This is a genomic window from Pantoea sp. SORGH_AS_0659, from assembly GCF_031453915.1.
Classification (GTDB): Bacteria; Pseudomonadota; Gammaproteobacteria; order Enterobacterales; family Enterobacteriaceae; genus Pantoea; species Pantoea leporis.
This window is the reverse complement of the sequence record NZ_JAVJAK010000001.1, coordinates 1,015,096-1,029,186: the sequence shown is the minus strand read 5'-3', so window position 1 is coordinate 1,029,186 and position 14,091 is coordinate 1,015,096. Positions and strand designations below refer to the sequence as shown.

The 14,091-nt window shown below is 52.4% G+C and carries 13 protein-coding genes and 5 tRNA genes; 2 read left to right on the top strand and 16 right to left on the bottom strand.

What is annotated here, in order from left to right:
- Positions 1–11: 11 nt before the first annotated feature.
- Both rpsP and ffh read right to left on the bottom strand, forming a co-directional pair.
- Complete coding sequence (gene rpsP, locus Q3H59_RS04865; RefSeq protein ID WP_007893313.1) at positions 12–260, bottom strand: 30S ribosomal protein S16; 249 nt, start codon at positions 258–260, stop codon at positions 12–14.
- Positions 261–402: 142 nt separating this feature from the next.
- The gene (ffh, locus tag Q3H59_RS04860; protein WP_101762624.1) at positions 403–1,764 is read right to left on the bottom strand and encodes a signal recognition particle protein; all 1,362 of its coding nucleotides are present in this window, start codon (positions 1,762–1,764) and stop codon (positions 403–405) included.
- A 167-nt stretch (positions 1,765–1,931) separates the two neighbouring features.
- Between ffh and Q3H59_RS04855 the strand changes: the two genes are divergently transcribed.
- Both Q3H59_RS04855 and Q3H59_RS04850 read left to right on the top strand, forming a co-directional pair.
- On the top strand, positions 1,932–2,726 hold the full coding sequence (locus Q3H59_RS04855; RefSeq protein WP_008108993.1) for an inner membrane protein YpjD: 795 nt from the start codon (positions 1,932–1,934) through the stop codon (positions 2,724–2,726).
- Between the two features lie 10 nt (positions 2,727–2,736).
- The gene (locus tag Q3H59_RS04850) at positions 2,737–4,023 is read left to right on the top strand and encodes an HlyC/CorC family transporter (protein WP_309833557.1); all 1,287 of its coding nucleotides are present in this window, start codon (positions 2,737–2,739) and stop codon (positions 4,021–4,023) included.
- Positions 4,024–4,076: 53 nt separating this feature from the next.
- Here the strand turns inward: Q3H59_RS04850 and luxS are convergent, their stop codons facing one another.
- The 14 genes from luxS to pncC form a co-directional block, all read right to left on the bottom strand.
- A complete protein-coding gene (luxS, locus tag Q3H59_RS04845; protein WP_192236523.1) occupies positions 4,077–4,592 on the bottom strand; it encodes an S-ribosylhomocysteine lyase in 516 nt (171 codons plus the stop codon).
- A 150-nt stretch (positions 4,593–4,742) separates the two neighbouring features.
- Entirely contained in the window at positions 4,743–6,347 is a 1,605-nt protein-coding gene (gene gshA, locus Q3H59_RS04840; protein ID WP_110868328.1) for a glutamate--cysteine ligase, read from the bottom strand.
- Positions 6,348–6,378: 31 nt separating this feature from the next.
- Positions 6,379–6,807 (bottom strand): YqaA family protein, encoded by a 429-nt coding sequence (locus Q3H59_RS04835; protein ID WP_101762620.1) that lies wholly within the window; start codon positions 6,805–6,807, stop codon positions 6,379–6,381.
- Positions 6,804–7,370, bottom strand: coding sequence for a fructose-1-phosphate/6-phosphogluconate phosphatase (gene yqaB, locus Q3H59_RS04830; protein WP_008108985.1), 567 nt, complete (start codon positions 7,368–7,370; stop codon positions 6,804–6,806). Before yqaB ends, Q3H59_RS04835 begins: the two co-directional genes overlap by 4 nt.
- A gap of 241 nt (positions 7,371–7,611) precedes the next feature.
- Positions 7,612–7,688, bottom strand: a tRNA-Arg gene (locus tag Q3H59_RS04825).
- 44 nt (positions 7,689–7,732) lie between these two features.
- Positions 7,733–7,809 (bottom strand) — tRNA-Arg (locus tag Q3H59_RS04820).
- Between the two features lie 55 nt (positions 7,810–7,864).
- Positions 7,865–7,941: transfer RNA gene (locus tag Q3H59_RS04815), tRNA-Arg, on the bottom strand.
- Between the two features lie 85 nt (positions 7,942–8,026).
- A tRNA-Arg gene (locus Q3H59_RS04810) sits at positions 8,027–8,103 on the bottom strand.
- Between the two features lie 8 nt (positions 8,104–8,111).
- Positions 8,112–8,204 (bottom strand) — tRNA-Ser (locus Q3H59_RS04805).
- A gap of 305 nt (positions 8,205–8,509) precedes the next feature.
- Positions 8,510–8,695: a carbon storage regulator CsrA gene (gene csrA, locus Q3H59_RS04800; RefSeq protein ID WP_008104508.1), complete on the bottom strand. Its 186-nt coding sequence runs from the start codon at positions 8,693–8,695 to the stop codon at positions 8,510–8,512.
- Positions 8,696–8,944: 249 nt separating this feature from the next.
- The gene (gene alaS, locus Q3H59_RS04795) at positions 8,945–11,572 is read right to left on the bottom strand and encodes an alanine--tRNA ligase (protein WP_309833554.1); all 2,628 of its coding nucleotides are present in this window, start codon (positions 11,570–11,572) and stop codon (positions 8,945–8,947) included.
- Positions 11,573–11,707: 135 nt separating this feature from the next.
- Complete coding sequence (locus Q3H59_RS04790) at positions 11,708–12,223, bottom strand: regulatory protein RecX (RefSeq protein ID WP_192411988.1); 516 nt, start codon at positions 12,221–12,223, stop codon at positions 11,708–11,710.
- Positions 12,224–12,338: 115 nt separating this feature from the next.
- Positions 12,339–13,409: a recombinase RecA gene (gene recA / locus Q3H59_RS04785; protein ID WP_137386329.1), complete on the bottom strand. Its 1,071-nt coding sequence runs from the start codon at positions 13,407–13,409 to the stop codon at positions 12,339–12,341.
- 93 nt (positions 13,410–13,502) lie between these two features.
- Positions 13,503–13,997, bottom strand: coding sequence for a nicotinamide-nucleotide amidase (gene pncC, locus Q3H59_RS04780; protein WP_192411989.1), 495 nt, complete (start codon positions 13,995–13,997; stop codon positions 13,503–13,505).
- Positions 13,998–14,091: the final 94 nt, after the last annotated feature.

Sequence of the window (14,091 nt, the reverse complement as noted above, 5' to 3'; positions counted from 1 at the left end):
ACCGTGACAGATTAAGCTGCTTTTTTTGCTTCTTTGATCAGCGCGTTAACGCGATCAGAAAGCGTTGCGCCCTGGCCAACCCAGTGCTCAATACGGTCCAGATCCAGACGCAGACCTTCAGCCTGACCAGAAGCGATCGGGTTGAAGAAACCTACGCGCTCGATGAAACGACCGTTACGAGCATTGCGGCTGTCAGTGACGACGACCTGATAGAACGGACGCTTTTTAGCGCCGTGACGTGCCAAACGAATTGTTACCATAACATCCTCATTAGTTAATAAAGCGCTCGGGCCCCATCGAGGAACGGGGCCCGAGCGCGATATAAAAAGCCCGAAAATTTTACTCATTTTGGCGCAAAAAGCAACCTAAGCGTGCCAAATTTCCGGCTTTATGACGGCCGCCTCAGCGACCAGGGAATCCAGGCGGCATCATACCTTTCATGCCACGCATCATTTTGGCCATGCCGCCTTTCTTCATTTTCTTCATCATGCGCTGCATATCATCGAACTGTTTCAGCAGTCGGTTGACATCTTGCACCTGCATGCCTGAGCCCAACGCAATACGACGTTTGCGCGACCCCTTGATAATTTCTGGCTTCTCACGCTCTTTACGCGTCATCGAATTGATGATGGCTTCCATGCGGACCAGCACTTTATCATCCATCTGCGATTTCACGTTGTCAGGCAGTTGCCCCATGCCCGGCAGTTTGCCCATCAGGCTCGCCATGCCGCCCATGTTACGCATCTGCTTCAACTGCTCAAGGAAGTCGTTGAGATCAAAACCGTCGCCGGTTTTCAGTTTCTTCGCCAGTTTCTCCGCCTGATCGCGGTCAACTTTGCTCTCAATATCTTCGATCAGCGACAGAACATCGCCCATGCCGAGAATGCGCGACGCAATACGCTCTGGATAGAAAGCTTCCAGCGCTTCGGTCTTCTCGCCCATCCCCATAAATTTGATTGGCTTGCCGGTAATGTGACGAATCGACAGCGCCGCACCACCGCGCGCATCACCATCGACTTTAGTCAGGATCACACCGGTCAGCGGCAGCGCTTCGTTGAAGGCTTTCGCGGTGTTGGCGGCATCCTGACCGGTCATGGCATCGACCACAAACAGGGTTTCCACCGGATTGATCGCGGCGTGTACCTGTTTGATTTCGTCCATCATCGCTTCATCGACGTGTAAACGACCGGCGGTATCCACCAGCAGCACATCGTAGAATTGCACTTTGGCTTGTTTTAGCGCGTTCTGAACAATATCGACCGGCTTTTGACTCAGATCGGACGGACAGAAATCCACGCCGACCTGGCCAGCCAGGGTTTCCAGCTGTTTGATCGCCGCAGGGCGATAAACGTCAGCAGAAACTACCAGCACTTTTTTCTTATGCTTCTCGCGCAAGAATTTACCCAGTTTCGCCACGCTAGTGGTTTTACCAGCACCTTGCAAACCTGCCATCAGCACCACGGCTGGCGGCTGAGCATTCAGATTGAGCGCATTATTTTCAGCGCCCATCGCCGCAACCAGTTCGTTGCGCACGATTTTGATGAACTCCTGGCCTGGCGTCAGGCTTTTGTTCACATCGTGGCCAACGGCGGCTTCTTTCACGCGATTAATAAATTCACGCACTACCGGCAGCGCAACGTCGGCTTCCAGCAGCGCCATGCGGACTTCACGCAGCGTGTCTTTGATGTTGTCTTCAGTCAGCCTTCCGCGGCCGCTGATATTGCGCAGGGTTTGCGACAAACGATCGGTTAAATTATCAAACATGCTCTCTCACTTAGAACCGTAGCGAGGCCGCCATAGGCGACACAATGCGGCGGATTATAACACGAAGACGAAGCGATCTCTGCAATTGACCGTCAGATCGTTTGGAGCCTGCTGCCGCTGGCGCTATACTGCTTTTTTCCTTATCTGACCGATACCTGAAAGGATCTATGTTCGTTTTCGCGATCGTGGCGCTGTTCGCCTACTCCCTCAGCCTTGCATTGATCATTCCCAGCCTGCTTAAACGCAACGGTGGCTGGCGTCGTTTTGCTGTGCTTTCTGCCTGCGTGGCGCTGATTGCGCACGCCGTTGCTCTGCAGCAGCGCATTTTTGCTGTTGATAATGGGCAAAACCTCAGCCTGCTTAATATCGGCTCGCTGGTTAGCCTGCTGATCTGCGCCATCATGACGATTGTCGCCTCGCGCAATCGTGGCTGGCTGCTGCTGCCGATTGTTTACAGCTTTGCATTGATTAATCTGGCCTTTGCTACCTTTGTGCCCAATGCCTTTATTACGCATCTGGAAACCACGCCGGGCATGATGGTTCACATCGGTCTGTCGCTGTTTGCCTATGCCACGCTGATCATCGCGGCACTGTATGCGCTGCAGCTGGCGTGGATTGATTACCAGTTGAAAAATAAGAAACTGGCTTTCACTCAGGATATGCCGCCGCTGCTCAGCATTGAGCGCAAAATGTTCCACATCACGCAGATTGGCGTTGTGCTGTTGACGCTGGTGCTGTGCACCGGTTTGCTCTTCATGCATAACCTGTTTAGCGCTGAGAATGTGGATAAAGCGGTTCTCTCCATCATTGCCTGGTTTGTCTACATCGTTCTGCTTTGGGGACACTATCGTGAAGGCTGGCGCGGACGCCGCGTCGTGTGGTTTAACTGTGGCGGCGCATTGCTGCTAACCATGGCCTACTTCGGCAGCCGCGTGCTTCAGCACCTGCTCACCTCTCACTAAGGATTTTGTGTTGGAACACGTTTCAACCACCACGCTGATCATTACGCTGGTCATCATGGTGCTGGTCTCTGCCTATTTCTCCGGTTCAGAGACCGGCATGATGACGCTTAATCGCTACAAACTGCGCCATAAAGCCAAAAGCGGCAATCGCGGTGCGCGTCGGGTAGAAAAACTTCTGCGTCGTCCCGACCGCCTGATCAGCCTGGTTTTAATTGGCAACAACCTCGTTAATATTCTCGCCTCCGCACTCGGCACCATTGTCGGTATGCGCCTGTATGGCGATGCTGGCGTAGCGATTGCCACCGGCATTCTGACTTTTGTCGTGCTGGTTTTTGCCGAAGTGCTGCCGAAAACGGTCGCGGCGCTCTATCCAGAAAAAGTGGCCTATCCCAGCAGCGTGTTACTGGCTCCGCTGCAGTATGTGATGCTGCCACTGGTGTGGCTGCTGAATACCATAACCCGCATTCTGATGCGCATGGTGGGCATTAAAACCGACGGTTCCATCAGTTCGGCGTTAAGCAAAGAAGAGTTGCGCACCATTGTGCATGAGTCGCGCTCGCTGATGTCGCGGCGTAATCAGGACATGCTGCTGTCAGTGCTTGATCTGGAGAAAGTCAGCGTGGATGACATCATGGTGCCGCGCAATGAGATCGTCGGCATCAACGTCAATGATGACTGGAAATCGATTGAGCGCCAGCTGAGTCATTCGCCGCATGGGCGTATCGTCCTGTTCCGTGACTCGCTGGATGACTGTGTTGGTATGCTGCGCGTGCGTGAAGCCTGGCGCATGATGACCGAGAAGAAAGAGTTCAATAAAGATCGCCTGCTGCGTGCTGCTGATGAGATTTACTATGTACCGGAAGGCACGCCGCTTAACGTGCAGCTGGTTAAATTTCAGCGCAACAAAAAGAAAGTCGGCATGGTGGTTGATGAATATGGCGATGTTAAAGGCTTAGTGACGATTGAAGATATTCTGGAAGAGATCGTCGGCGATTTCACCACCTCCATGTCGCCGTCGCTGGCCGAAGAAGTCATGCCGCAAAATGATGGTTCGGTATTGATTGAAGGCAGCGCCAATGTGCGTGAAATCAACAAAGCCTTTAACTGGACGTTACCCGAAGAGGATGCGCGCACTATTAACGGCATGCTGCTGGAAGCACTGGAAGAGATTCCGCTGGTCGATACTCGCGTCACCCTTGACGCCTACGATATCGATATCCTTGATGTGCAGGACAACATGGTGAAGCAGGTGCGCATTACGCCACATCACGCACTGAAATCCTCCATCGGCTCCTGAACCCTGTAAACAAAAACGCCGCGATAATCGCGGCGTTTTTCATGGTGTCTCAACTAGATGTGCAGCTCTTTCAGCTTTTCCGCTGGCAGCTTCAAATCTTCGTTGCGGTTCACGCCGATGTCGTGCGCCAGCACATTGCGCGCGATCTGCTGCGCTTCATCCAGTGAGTGCAGTTTGTAGCTGCCGCACTGGTATTCGTTCAGCTCTGGAATCTGGCCCTGCTCTTTGACTTTCAGAACATCTTCCATCGCGCCTTTCCAGGCCTTCGCTACACGCTGCTCGTCAGGCGTACCAATCAAACTCATGTAGAAGCCGGTGCGGCAACCCATTGGCGAGATGTCGACGATTTCAACGCCATCACCATTCAGATGATTACGCATGAAGCCAGCAAACAGGTGCTCCAGCGTATGGATGCCACGCTCAGTCAGAATATCAATATTCGGACGGCAAAAACGCAGGTCGAAAACGGTAATGGTATCGCCATGCGGAGTTTTCATGGTTTTTGCTACGCGTACTGCAGGTGCGCCCATGATGGTATGGTCAACAGTAAAACTATCCAGTAGTGGCATACGTCACCTCCTGTTTTGAGATTTTTTTTAAAACGATGAAACTTTTCTGTTCGTCCAGCGTCTGAATATATGAAAGACGCGCATTTGTTATCATCATCCCTGACAACAGAGATGTTTATTTTGGCCACATTGATGTGGCCATTTTCTTTTCTAGCCTTCGCGACCCGCAAGGTAGCTTTCGAAATCCAGCGTATCGCTCTGTTCCAGCTTCTCTTGTGCCTGCACAGACTCCAGCGCCTGACGACTAAAATCTTCTTCGGTCAGAATCTCTAACGACTCTTCACACAGCAGATGACGATATTGCTCTGCCAATGCCACACCCGCGCCGGTCAAACCGTTTTCTTTGATCGCATGCAGGATGCGCGCCGAATAGGTTAGCTCAGGATCGTCGAAAGATGCCACCAGTTGATCGCAAACCTGTTGATATTGCGTGTTGCCGTGATTGCTGTCGAGCACTTCCGCCACGCGACGCAGATCGGCAAACAGCGCTTTACCCACTTCAACCAGCGTGTGTTCTTTTTCGCTGCAACCTACAGCAATGACCTGGCCAGGCTTACGCCCTTCCATCACCACGCGGTTCCAGTTTTTGCGCGTACACAGCAGCTCATCCGCGCTCATTTCTGGCGCATCAGCCAGCGTACACCAAATCAGGAACAGATCGAGGAAGCGCGCCTGATCGGCATCTACGCCAATCGCGGAGAATGGGTTAATGTCCAGCGAACGCACTTCAATGTATTCAATACCGCCGCGCAGCAGCGCATCAGATGGTGCCTCGCCTGAACGCGTAACGCGTTTCGGACGAATCGGCGCGTACAGCTCGTTTTCAATTTGCAGCACATTGGTGTTCAGCTGCAGCCAGTTGCCATCGGCGTCTTTGGTGCCCATGGCGGCATACTCTTCCGACGGCGTTTTAATCGCCGCTTTCAGCGCTGCAACGTAACCTTCCAGCGAGTTAAAAGTGATACCCAAACCGCTCTGCGATTTGTTGGTATAACCAAGGTCGCTCAGGCGCAGTGAGGTGGCGTGAGGCAGCCACAGCGTACCCTTGCCATCACCTTCAAACGGCAGATTGCTCTCGCGCCCTTGCAGGAACGAGGAGCAAATCGCTGGCGATGCACCGAACAGATACGGAATGACCCAGCCGAAACGATAGTAGTTGCGAATCAAACGCAGATAGCCGGCAGAGATGGTCTCTTTACCGCTTTCGGCATCTTTTACATCCGCCCACTCCTGCCAAAACGACAGCGGCAACGAGAAGTTGTAGTGCACGCCAGAGATAATCTGCATCAGCGCGCTGTAGCGATTCTTCAGCCCCTGACGATACAGCGTTTTCATTTTGCCAATGTTCGAGCTGCCATACTGCGCCAACTCGATGCTATCAACGTCATCAATGAAGCCCGGCATGCTGAAAGGCCACAAGCGCTCCTCGCCTAACTCACGCGCCACATGACGGTGAATATCGCGCAGAAACGCCAGTGAGCGATCGATGCTCTGATCAACTGGCGTGATGAACTCCATCAGCGTTTCGGCAAAATCGGTGGTGATCCAATCATGCTTAAGCGCCGAACCGAGTGACTCAGGATGTCCTGTGGTTGCCAGGTGACCATCGGGTTTTACGCGTAATGATTCGCGCTCAATACCACGGCCGATACCCTTTAACGCGTCAGGATGCGCCTCCAGCCAGGAAAGTGCCTTAGATACGTCCGGGATCACGTTAACCTCCCGCTGTGTTAATAATTTATTTTTGTTCAGCATAATGTTAGCCGTAGCCTCGAATCTGTGCGAATCAATGCCACCATTGCATTGTTTGCAATGTGGCGGTCGCGATAACGATATAACGCAGCGTTTTACCCATGGCGAGGAACAGCACTGAAGGTAGCCAGGCAAAGCGCAACCAACCTGCGAGCACGCAGAGTAAGTCGCCCACTACCGGCAGCCAGCTAAAAATCAGTGCTGCAGGTCCTAATCGGTGTAACCACGTCATTGCTGTGTCGTGCCATCGCCCTTGCCCTTTTGGCGGCATCAGGCGACCAAGAAGAATGTTGGTCAGGCCACCCAGCGTGTTTCCCACTGATGCAGCCAATAACAATCCATAAACCGAACCTTTTTGGGCGATCAGCAGTGCAACCAGCACCGCTTCCGAGCTTCCCGGTAACAGAGTCGCGCTAAGAAAGCTGCTGCCGAATAACGATCCATAGGTCAGAAATTCATTCACAGTAAACGGACATCAACCACGTCCATGCCTGCTGCTTTGGCGGCTTGTACGCCGAAGTCAGCATCCTCAAACACTACACAGCGCTCGGGTGCGATACCCATTAATTCAGCGCAGCGTAAAAAGGTATCCGGCTGCGGCTTATGACGCTGTACGTCATCCGCTCCGACCACCGCATCAAACAGGTGGTAAACACCTAACTCTTCGAGTAAGGCTTTTGCCAGGCTGTGTTCACTGCCGGTGCCCACCGCCATCGGACGGCGACCATGATAAGCCTTTACCACGTCCATCAACGGCAGCGGACGCACGTCATCCAGCAACATCGCTTTCAGTGCAGCGGTTTTTTCCGCCGCCAGCAGATGCGGATCGTGCGTTGCATTGTTCTGCTCAAGAATGAACTGCGCCAGTTGCCAGGTTGGAGCGCCATTGAAGCCCACCATTTTTTCTTCATCCATGGTGAAACCATAGCGGCCAAGCACCTGCTGCCAGGCTTTTCGATGTGTCGGCTCAGTATCCAGAATTGTGCCGTCCATATCGAAAATCAGGGCGTCATATTGGTCGTACATTGTCACTCCATCGAGCACCACAAAATGAGCCATTACTTTAGCGTAATGCGCTCAGGTTGTCGCCAGGCACGCTTAACCGCAAATGCTTTGAAAGCATTAGTTTTTTTCGTTTTCAGAAAAAGGTCAGAGTGCAATGCCGTGGATAAACGCCGGTAAATTCAGCGATTTTTTTACAAGTTGATTTGATTGCTGCAGGATTCAGAAACTGAGAGTCAAAAACAGAAAGGTATCGAAGAAGAGATGGTGCATCCAGGAGGATTCGAACCTCCGACCGCTCGGTTCGTAGCCGAGTACTCTATCCAGCTGAGCTATGGATGCATTGAGTTACTGCTGAAGAAAATTTTGAGAAGTTTGAAGAGGAATGGTGCATCCAGGAGGATTCGAACCTCCGACCGCTCGGTTCGTAGCCGAGTACTCTATCCAGCTGAGCTATGGATGCATTGAGGTTTTCTTACGATGGACTAACTGAAACAACCTGAGGATGATACGAAGAATGGTGCATCCAGGAGGATTCGAACCTCCGACCGCTCGGTTCGTAGCCGAGTACTCTATCCAGCTGAGCTATGGATGCATCGAGTTAATTCTTGTACAACGCAGGGTGCTAACAACTCACCATGAAAGGAACTGCTCGTTCACTCTTACTTCACCTTTCCGAATGGTGCATCCAGGAGGATTCGAACCTCCGACCGCTCGGTTCGTAGCCGAGTACTCTATCCAGCTGAGCTATGGATGCATCGGAAATGGCGGTGAGGCGGGGATTCGAACCCCGGATGCAGCTTTTGACCGCATACTCCCTTAGCAGGGGAGCGCCTTCAGCCTCTCGGCCACCTCACCTTACGCGTTCTTCCGAACCGTGCTTCTGAACTTGTTTCTGCTCATCGGCACTGCGTGGCGCACATATTACTTTCCCGGACTTATAAGTCAAACATTTATTTCCAGCCTTTTGTTTGATTGCACAAATGACACTCAATTCGGATGCTTTAGCGACAAAAAGAGTGATTTATCAACAAAGAAAGCCTGCTGGAGAACAGAAATGGGCGTTAAAGAGAATTGGTAATAGAGAGCGAAAAGCGGAAGATGTGTGGGGCTGGAGAGGAAAAACCGGTAGCGCCTCGCTCATGAGCGAGGCGCTGAATCCGTTAGTAACTCGAGGCTTGAGTTTTTTCGGCTTGAATACGCTGATAGATCTCTTCGCGATGTACCGAAACTTCTTTAGGCGCGTTAACCCCAATGCGGACCTGGTTACCTTTTACACCCAGCACCGTTACAGTCACCTCATCGCCAATCATGAGGGTTTCACCAACTCGACGAGTTAGAATAAGCATTCTTTGCTCCTTGAAAGATTAAAAGAGTCGGGCTTGTTCGGTCTCCCGGCCGTATCCATCATATAACGCTGAACAATGCCTATGACAAATACACCATTGTGCTTCGCCATGCCAATACATTCTGCTGATAGTTAGTTTAGCCGAAATACACTACATCAACCGGACTTTGTCATTACCTGGTGTGCACCGCGTTAAAAAAGCGCCAGAAAACGGGCTTCTGGCGCTTATCACAATGCGAAGTTTTATACGTTACAGTCGGTTACTGACCCATTCCTGCACGCCTGCCAGCGCCCCCGCTAGCGCCTGCGGATTTGTACCGCCTGCCTGAGCCATATCTGGGCGACCACCGCCTTTACCACCAACCTGAGAGGCCAGTTCGCCAATCAGCTCGCCGGCTTTTACACGGTCAGTAAGATCTTTGGTCACGCCAGCAATCAGTGAAACTTTGCCATCATCAACCGTTGCCAGCACGATAATGGCAGACGTTAACTGGTTCTTCAGATCGTCAACCATGGTACGCAACATTTTCGGCTCAACGTTGCTCAGTTCACTGACCAGCAACTTCGTGCCTTTAACGTCAATCGCCTTACTGCTCAGTGACGCGCTTTCCTGCGCAGCTTGCTGATCGCGCAGTTGCTGCAACTCTTTTTCCAGCGCGCGGACGTGATCAACTAAGCCGCGCACTTTCTCATTCAGGTTACTGCTATTGGCTTTCACCAATTGCGCCACATCCAGCAACTGTTGGCTCTGCGCATTCACTTGTGCCAACGCACCTTCACCGGTTACGGCTTCAATGCGGCGTACACCTGCAGCAGTGCCCGATTCAGACTGAATGCGGAACAGGCCAATATCACCGGTACGCAGCGCATGAATACCACCACAGAGTTCGGTAGAGAAATCGCCCATGGTCAGCACACGTACGCGCTGATCGTATTTCTCACCAAACAGCGCCATTGCGCCCTTCTGTTTTGCATCATCGAGATCCATGATTTCGGTCTCAACGACAAGGTTGCGGCGAATCTGCGCGTTAACAATATCCTCAACCTGACGGATTTCCTGCGGTTTCATGGCTTCAAAATGAGAGAAGTCGAAACGCAGATATTTATCGTTAACCAGCGAGCCTTTTTGTCCTACGTGATCACCCAACACCTGACGCAGTGCTGCATGCAGTAAGTGCGTGGCGGAGTGATTCAAACGGATGCGCGCGCGACGCGTTTCATCAACCTGCGCATGCAAACGGTCACCAACGCGTAACTGACCGTTGCTCAGCTTACCGATATGACCAATCGCTTTACCATACTTCTGTGTATCCTGAACGCTAAATTCAGCATTCTGCCCAGCCAGCACGCCAGTATCGCCAACCTGTCCACCTGACTCGCCGTAGAACGGCGTTTCGTCCAGCACGACCACCGCGTCCTGACCTGCGCTGATCTGCTCAACTTGCTGACCGTCGACGAACAGTGCTTCGACTGTCGCATTCAGTTCCAGATGGTCATAGCCTTTAAAGTCGGTTGCGGCATCAATGCGAATGACATTGTTATAGTCGGCACCAAAACCGCTGGCTTCACGCGCACGCTGACGCTGCTGCTCCATCGCGGCTTCAAAACCCGCTTCATCAATCTTCAGATTGCGCTCACGGCACACGTCAGCGGTCAAATCCGCCGGGAAACCGAAGGTGTCGTACAGACGGAACACCGTTTCGCCATCAAGCGTATCGCCCTGCAGCTTGGCCAATTCCTCATCCAGCAGCGCGAGTCCACGCTCCAGCGTTTTGGCAAACTGCTCTTCTTCGTTTTTAAGCGCGTTTTCAACATGCTTCTGCTGACGCTTCAGGTCTTCGCCTGCAGCTCCCATCACTTCAATCAGTGGCGCAACCAGCTTGTAGAAGAAGGCTTCTTTCGCACCCAGCATATTGCCGTGACGTACCGCGCGACGAATAATGCGACGCAGCACATAGCCGCGGTTTTCATTCGATGGGATTACGCCATCGGCGATCAGGAAGGCACAAGAGCGAATATGGTCAGCGATAACGCGCAGCGACTTGTTATCCAGATCGGTTGCGCCAGTTACCTGCGCAACTGATTTGATCAGTTTGGCAAACAGATCGATTTCATAGTTGGAGTTAACGTGCTGCAACACGGCAGCAATACGCTCCAGACCCATGCCGGTATCCACTGACGGTTTAGGCAGCGGCTCCATGGTGCCGTCGGCCTGACGGTTGAACTGCATGAAGACGATGTTCCAGATCTCGATGTAACGATCGCCATCTTCTTCCGGGCTGCCCGGTGGGCCGCCCCAGATATGATCGCCGTGATCGAAGAAAATTTCGGTACATGGACCGCAAGGTCCGGTGTCGCCCATCTGCCAGAAGTTGTCTGATGCGAAAGCGCTGCCTTTGTTGTCACCGATACGGATAATGCGCTCGCGCGGCACACCAATATCGTTAGCCCAGATTTCGAAGGCTTCATCGTCTGTTTCATAGACGGTCACCCACAGGCGCTCTTTAGGCAGCTTGAACCACTGCTCACCCGTCAGCAGTTCCCATGCATAAGCGATCGCTTCTTTCTTGAAGTAATCACCAAAGCTGAAGTTGCCCAACATTTCAAAGAAGGTGTGGTGACGTGCCGTGTAGCCCACGTTTTCGAGGTCGTTATGCTTGCCGCCGGCACGCACACAGCGCTGCGACGTCGTTGCACGCGCATAGTCGCGCTTATCCTGACCGAGGAAAACGTCTTTAAACTGGACCATCCCGGCATTGGTAAACAGCAAAGTCGGGTCGTTGTTCGGTACGAGGGAGCTGCTGGCTACAACCTGATGTCCCTTGCTATGAAAAAAGTCGAGAAACGCTTGACGGATCTCAGCAGTGCTCTTGCTCATAAAATTCCTGGAATCACGCTAACGAACGTTCCCTTTCGCTGGCAAACCCTATCCATCCGGCCTGCCGCTGACTGAGGAACAAAAAGTGGGAATAAGATAAATTTTCTTCAGTGGGAAGTAAAATCACATCGCCTTTCAGTCGTCACTATTTCTGAAAACAGCCTGAATATCTTCCATCATAAAGCCTTTCGACATTAAAAAACGCTGTACCTTGCTTTTCTCAGTCCAGGTTTGCGGTAAGGGTTCGCCAAATTTGCGTTTGGCAAGATCGGCTGCGCACTGGCTCCAGTCTACTTCGGTATCGAATAGCGCCTGATTGATCTCCTCACGGCCAATGCCCTTTTGCTGCAATTCCATACGCACGCGCTGTGGACCATATCCTTTACGTGCACGGCTTTGAATAAAGCGTTCGGTAAAGCGCTCATCGTTGAGCCAACCGCTTTCCTGACACCAGTCGAGCACTTTTTCCAGTAACTCGTCGGGAATGGGCGTATTTTCCTGCTGCTGCAGATAAGCCGCACGTTGGGAAGAGAGCTGTAATTTACGCTTCAGCTCTTCACGACTGTGGTCGCGCTGCGAAAGGATGCGCATAGCGCGGTCGAGTAAACGGGAATATGTTGGCACCGGTGCCGCAGATGGTGATGATGACATAGGATCAACCTTGTTCTAACAGTCGTGCAGGGTCGCAGAGTAAAGCAAGAAGGCAGAGAGGAAAAGCGCTGGCGGGGAAAAGCAAAACGGGAGCATTTCTGCTCCCGTTAATATTTTAGAAATCTTCGTTGGTTTCGCTGGCTTCTTCGCGATCATCCGCGGAGATTTTCGCGGTGTCTGCGGCGGCGGCATCACCACTTAGCAGTAAGTCACGCAGCTTCTTGTCGATTTCATTCGCAATCGCCGGGTTCTCTTTAAGGAAGTTGGTGGAGTTAGCTTTACCCTGACCAATCTTCTCACCGTTGTAGCTGTACCACGCGCCGGCTTTCTCAACCAGTTTGTGCTTCACGCCAAGATCCACCAGCTCGCCAAAGGTGTTGATACCTTCGCCGTACATGATTTGGAATTCAGCCTGCTTAAACGGTGCCGCAACTTTGTTCTTCACGACTTTCACGCGGGTTTCGCTACCTACCACTTCGTCGCCCTCTTTAATCGCACCGATACGGCGGATATCCAGACGAACAGAAGCGTAGAATTTCAGTGCGTTACCGCCTGTTGTGGTTTCCGGGTTACCGAACATCACACCAATCTTCATACGAATCTGGTTGATGAAGATCAGCAGCGTGTTGGACTGCTTCAGGTTACCCGCCAGCTTACGCATTGCCTGGCTCATCATACGAGCGGCCAGACCCATGTGCGAATCGCCAATCTCGCCTTCGATTTCCGCTTTCGGCGTCAGCGCCGCCACGGAGTCGACGATGATGACGTCAACTGCGCCTGAACGCGCCAGCGCATCACAAATCTCCAGCGCTTGCTCACCGGTATCCGGCTGTGAACACAGCAGGTTATCGATATCAACGCCCAGTTTTTTCGCGTACACCGGATCCAGTGCGTGCTCAGCATCGATAAAGGCACAGGTTTTACCTTTACGCTGTGCAGAAGCAATGACCTGCAGCGTCAGCGTGGTTTTACCCGAAGATTCCGGTCCGTAAATCTCAACGATACGGCCCATCGGCAAGCCACCCGCGCCCAGCGCGATATCCAGTGACAGTGAGCCGGTAGAGATGGTTTCGACATCCATTGAGCGGTCTTCACCCAAGCGCATGATGGAGCCTTTACCAAATTGCTTCTCAATCTGGCCCAGTGCGGCAGCTAAAGCCTTCTGTTTGTTCTCGTCGATCGCCATTTCCACTCCTAATCATGCTGGGTGAGTCGACATCAAGTATGTCGCTCGTTCTGTTGCAGCTAATTATACTGTATAGTCATACAGTATCAAGTTTTAATTTATCAGAAATTCATCAAGCAGCGTTTGCAGCGCCCAAGCCACTGACTGACGGCGTACCGCATCACGGTCGCCAGCAAAGATCTGGCGCTGCGCTAGTACGCGCCCCTCTGGACCCACAATCGCAAACCACACGGTGCCCACCGGTTTATCGGGCGTGCCACCTTCAGGACCGGCAATACCGCTTACGGCGATGGCGTATTCTGCCGCTGCCGCTTTAGCCGCACCGGTAGCCATCTCACGCACCGTCTGTTCACTTACGGCGCCATGCTGCTGCAACGTTGTCTCCTGTACGCCGACCATCTGCTGCTTAGCTTCATTGCTGTAAGTAACGAAACCGCGCTCAAACCAGGCAGAGCTACCGCTGATATCAGTAAATACTTTCGCAATCCAGCCGCCGGTGCAGGATTCTGCAGCGGTCACCGTGGCCTGACGTCTCTTCAGCTGTTCGCCAATGCGGTGGCTTAGCTGCTGTAACTGTTCATCGTTCATCGCCTTCTCCCGTTGTGGCGCTTCACGTTAGCAGTAAATGGTGCACTGAAAAGCCCTTTTCAACCTTCAGCCATCATTTCTGCGCAGTGGATTC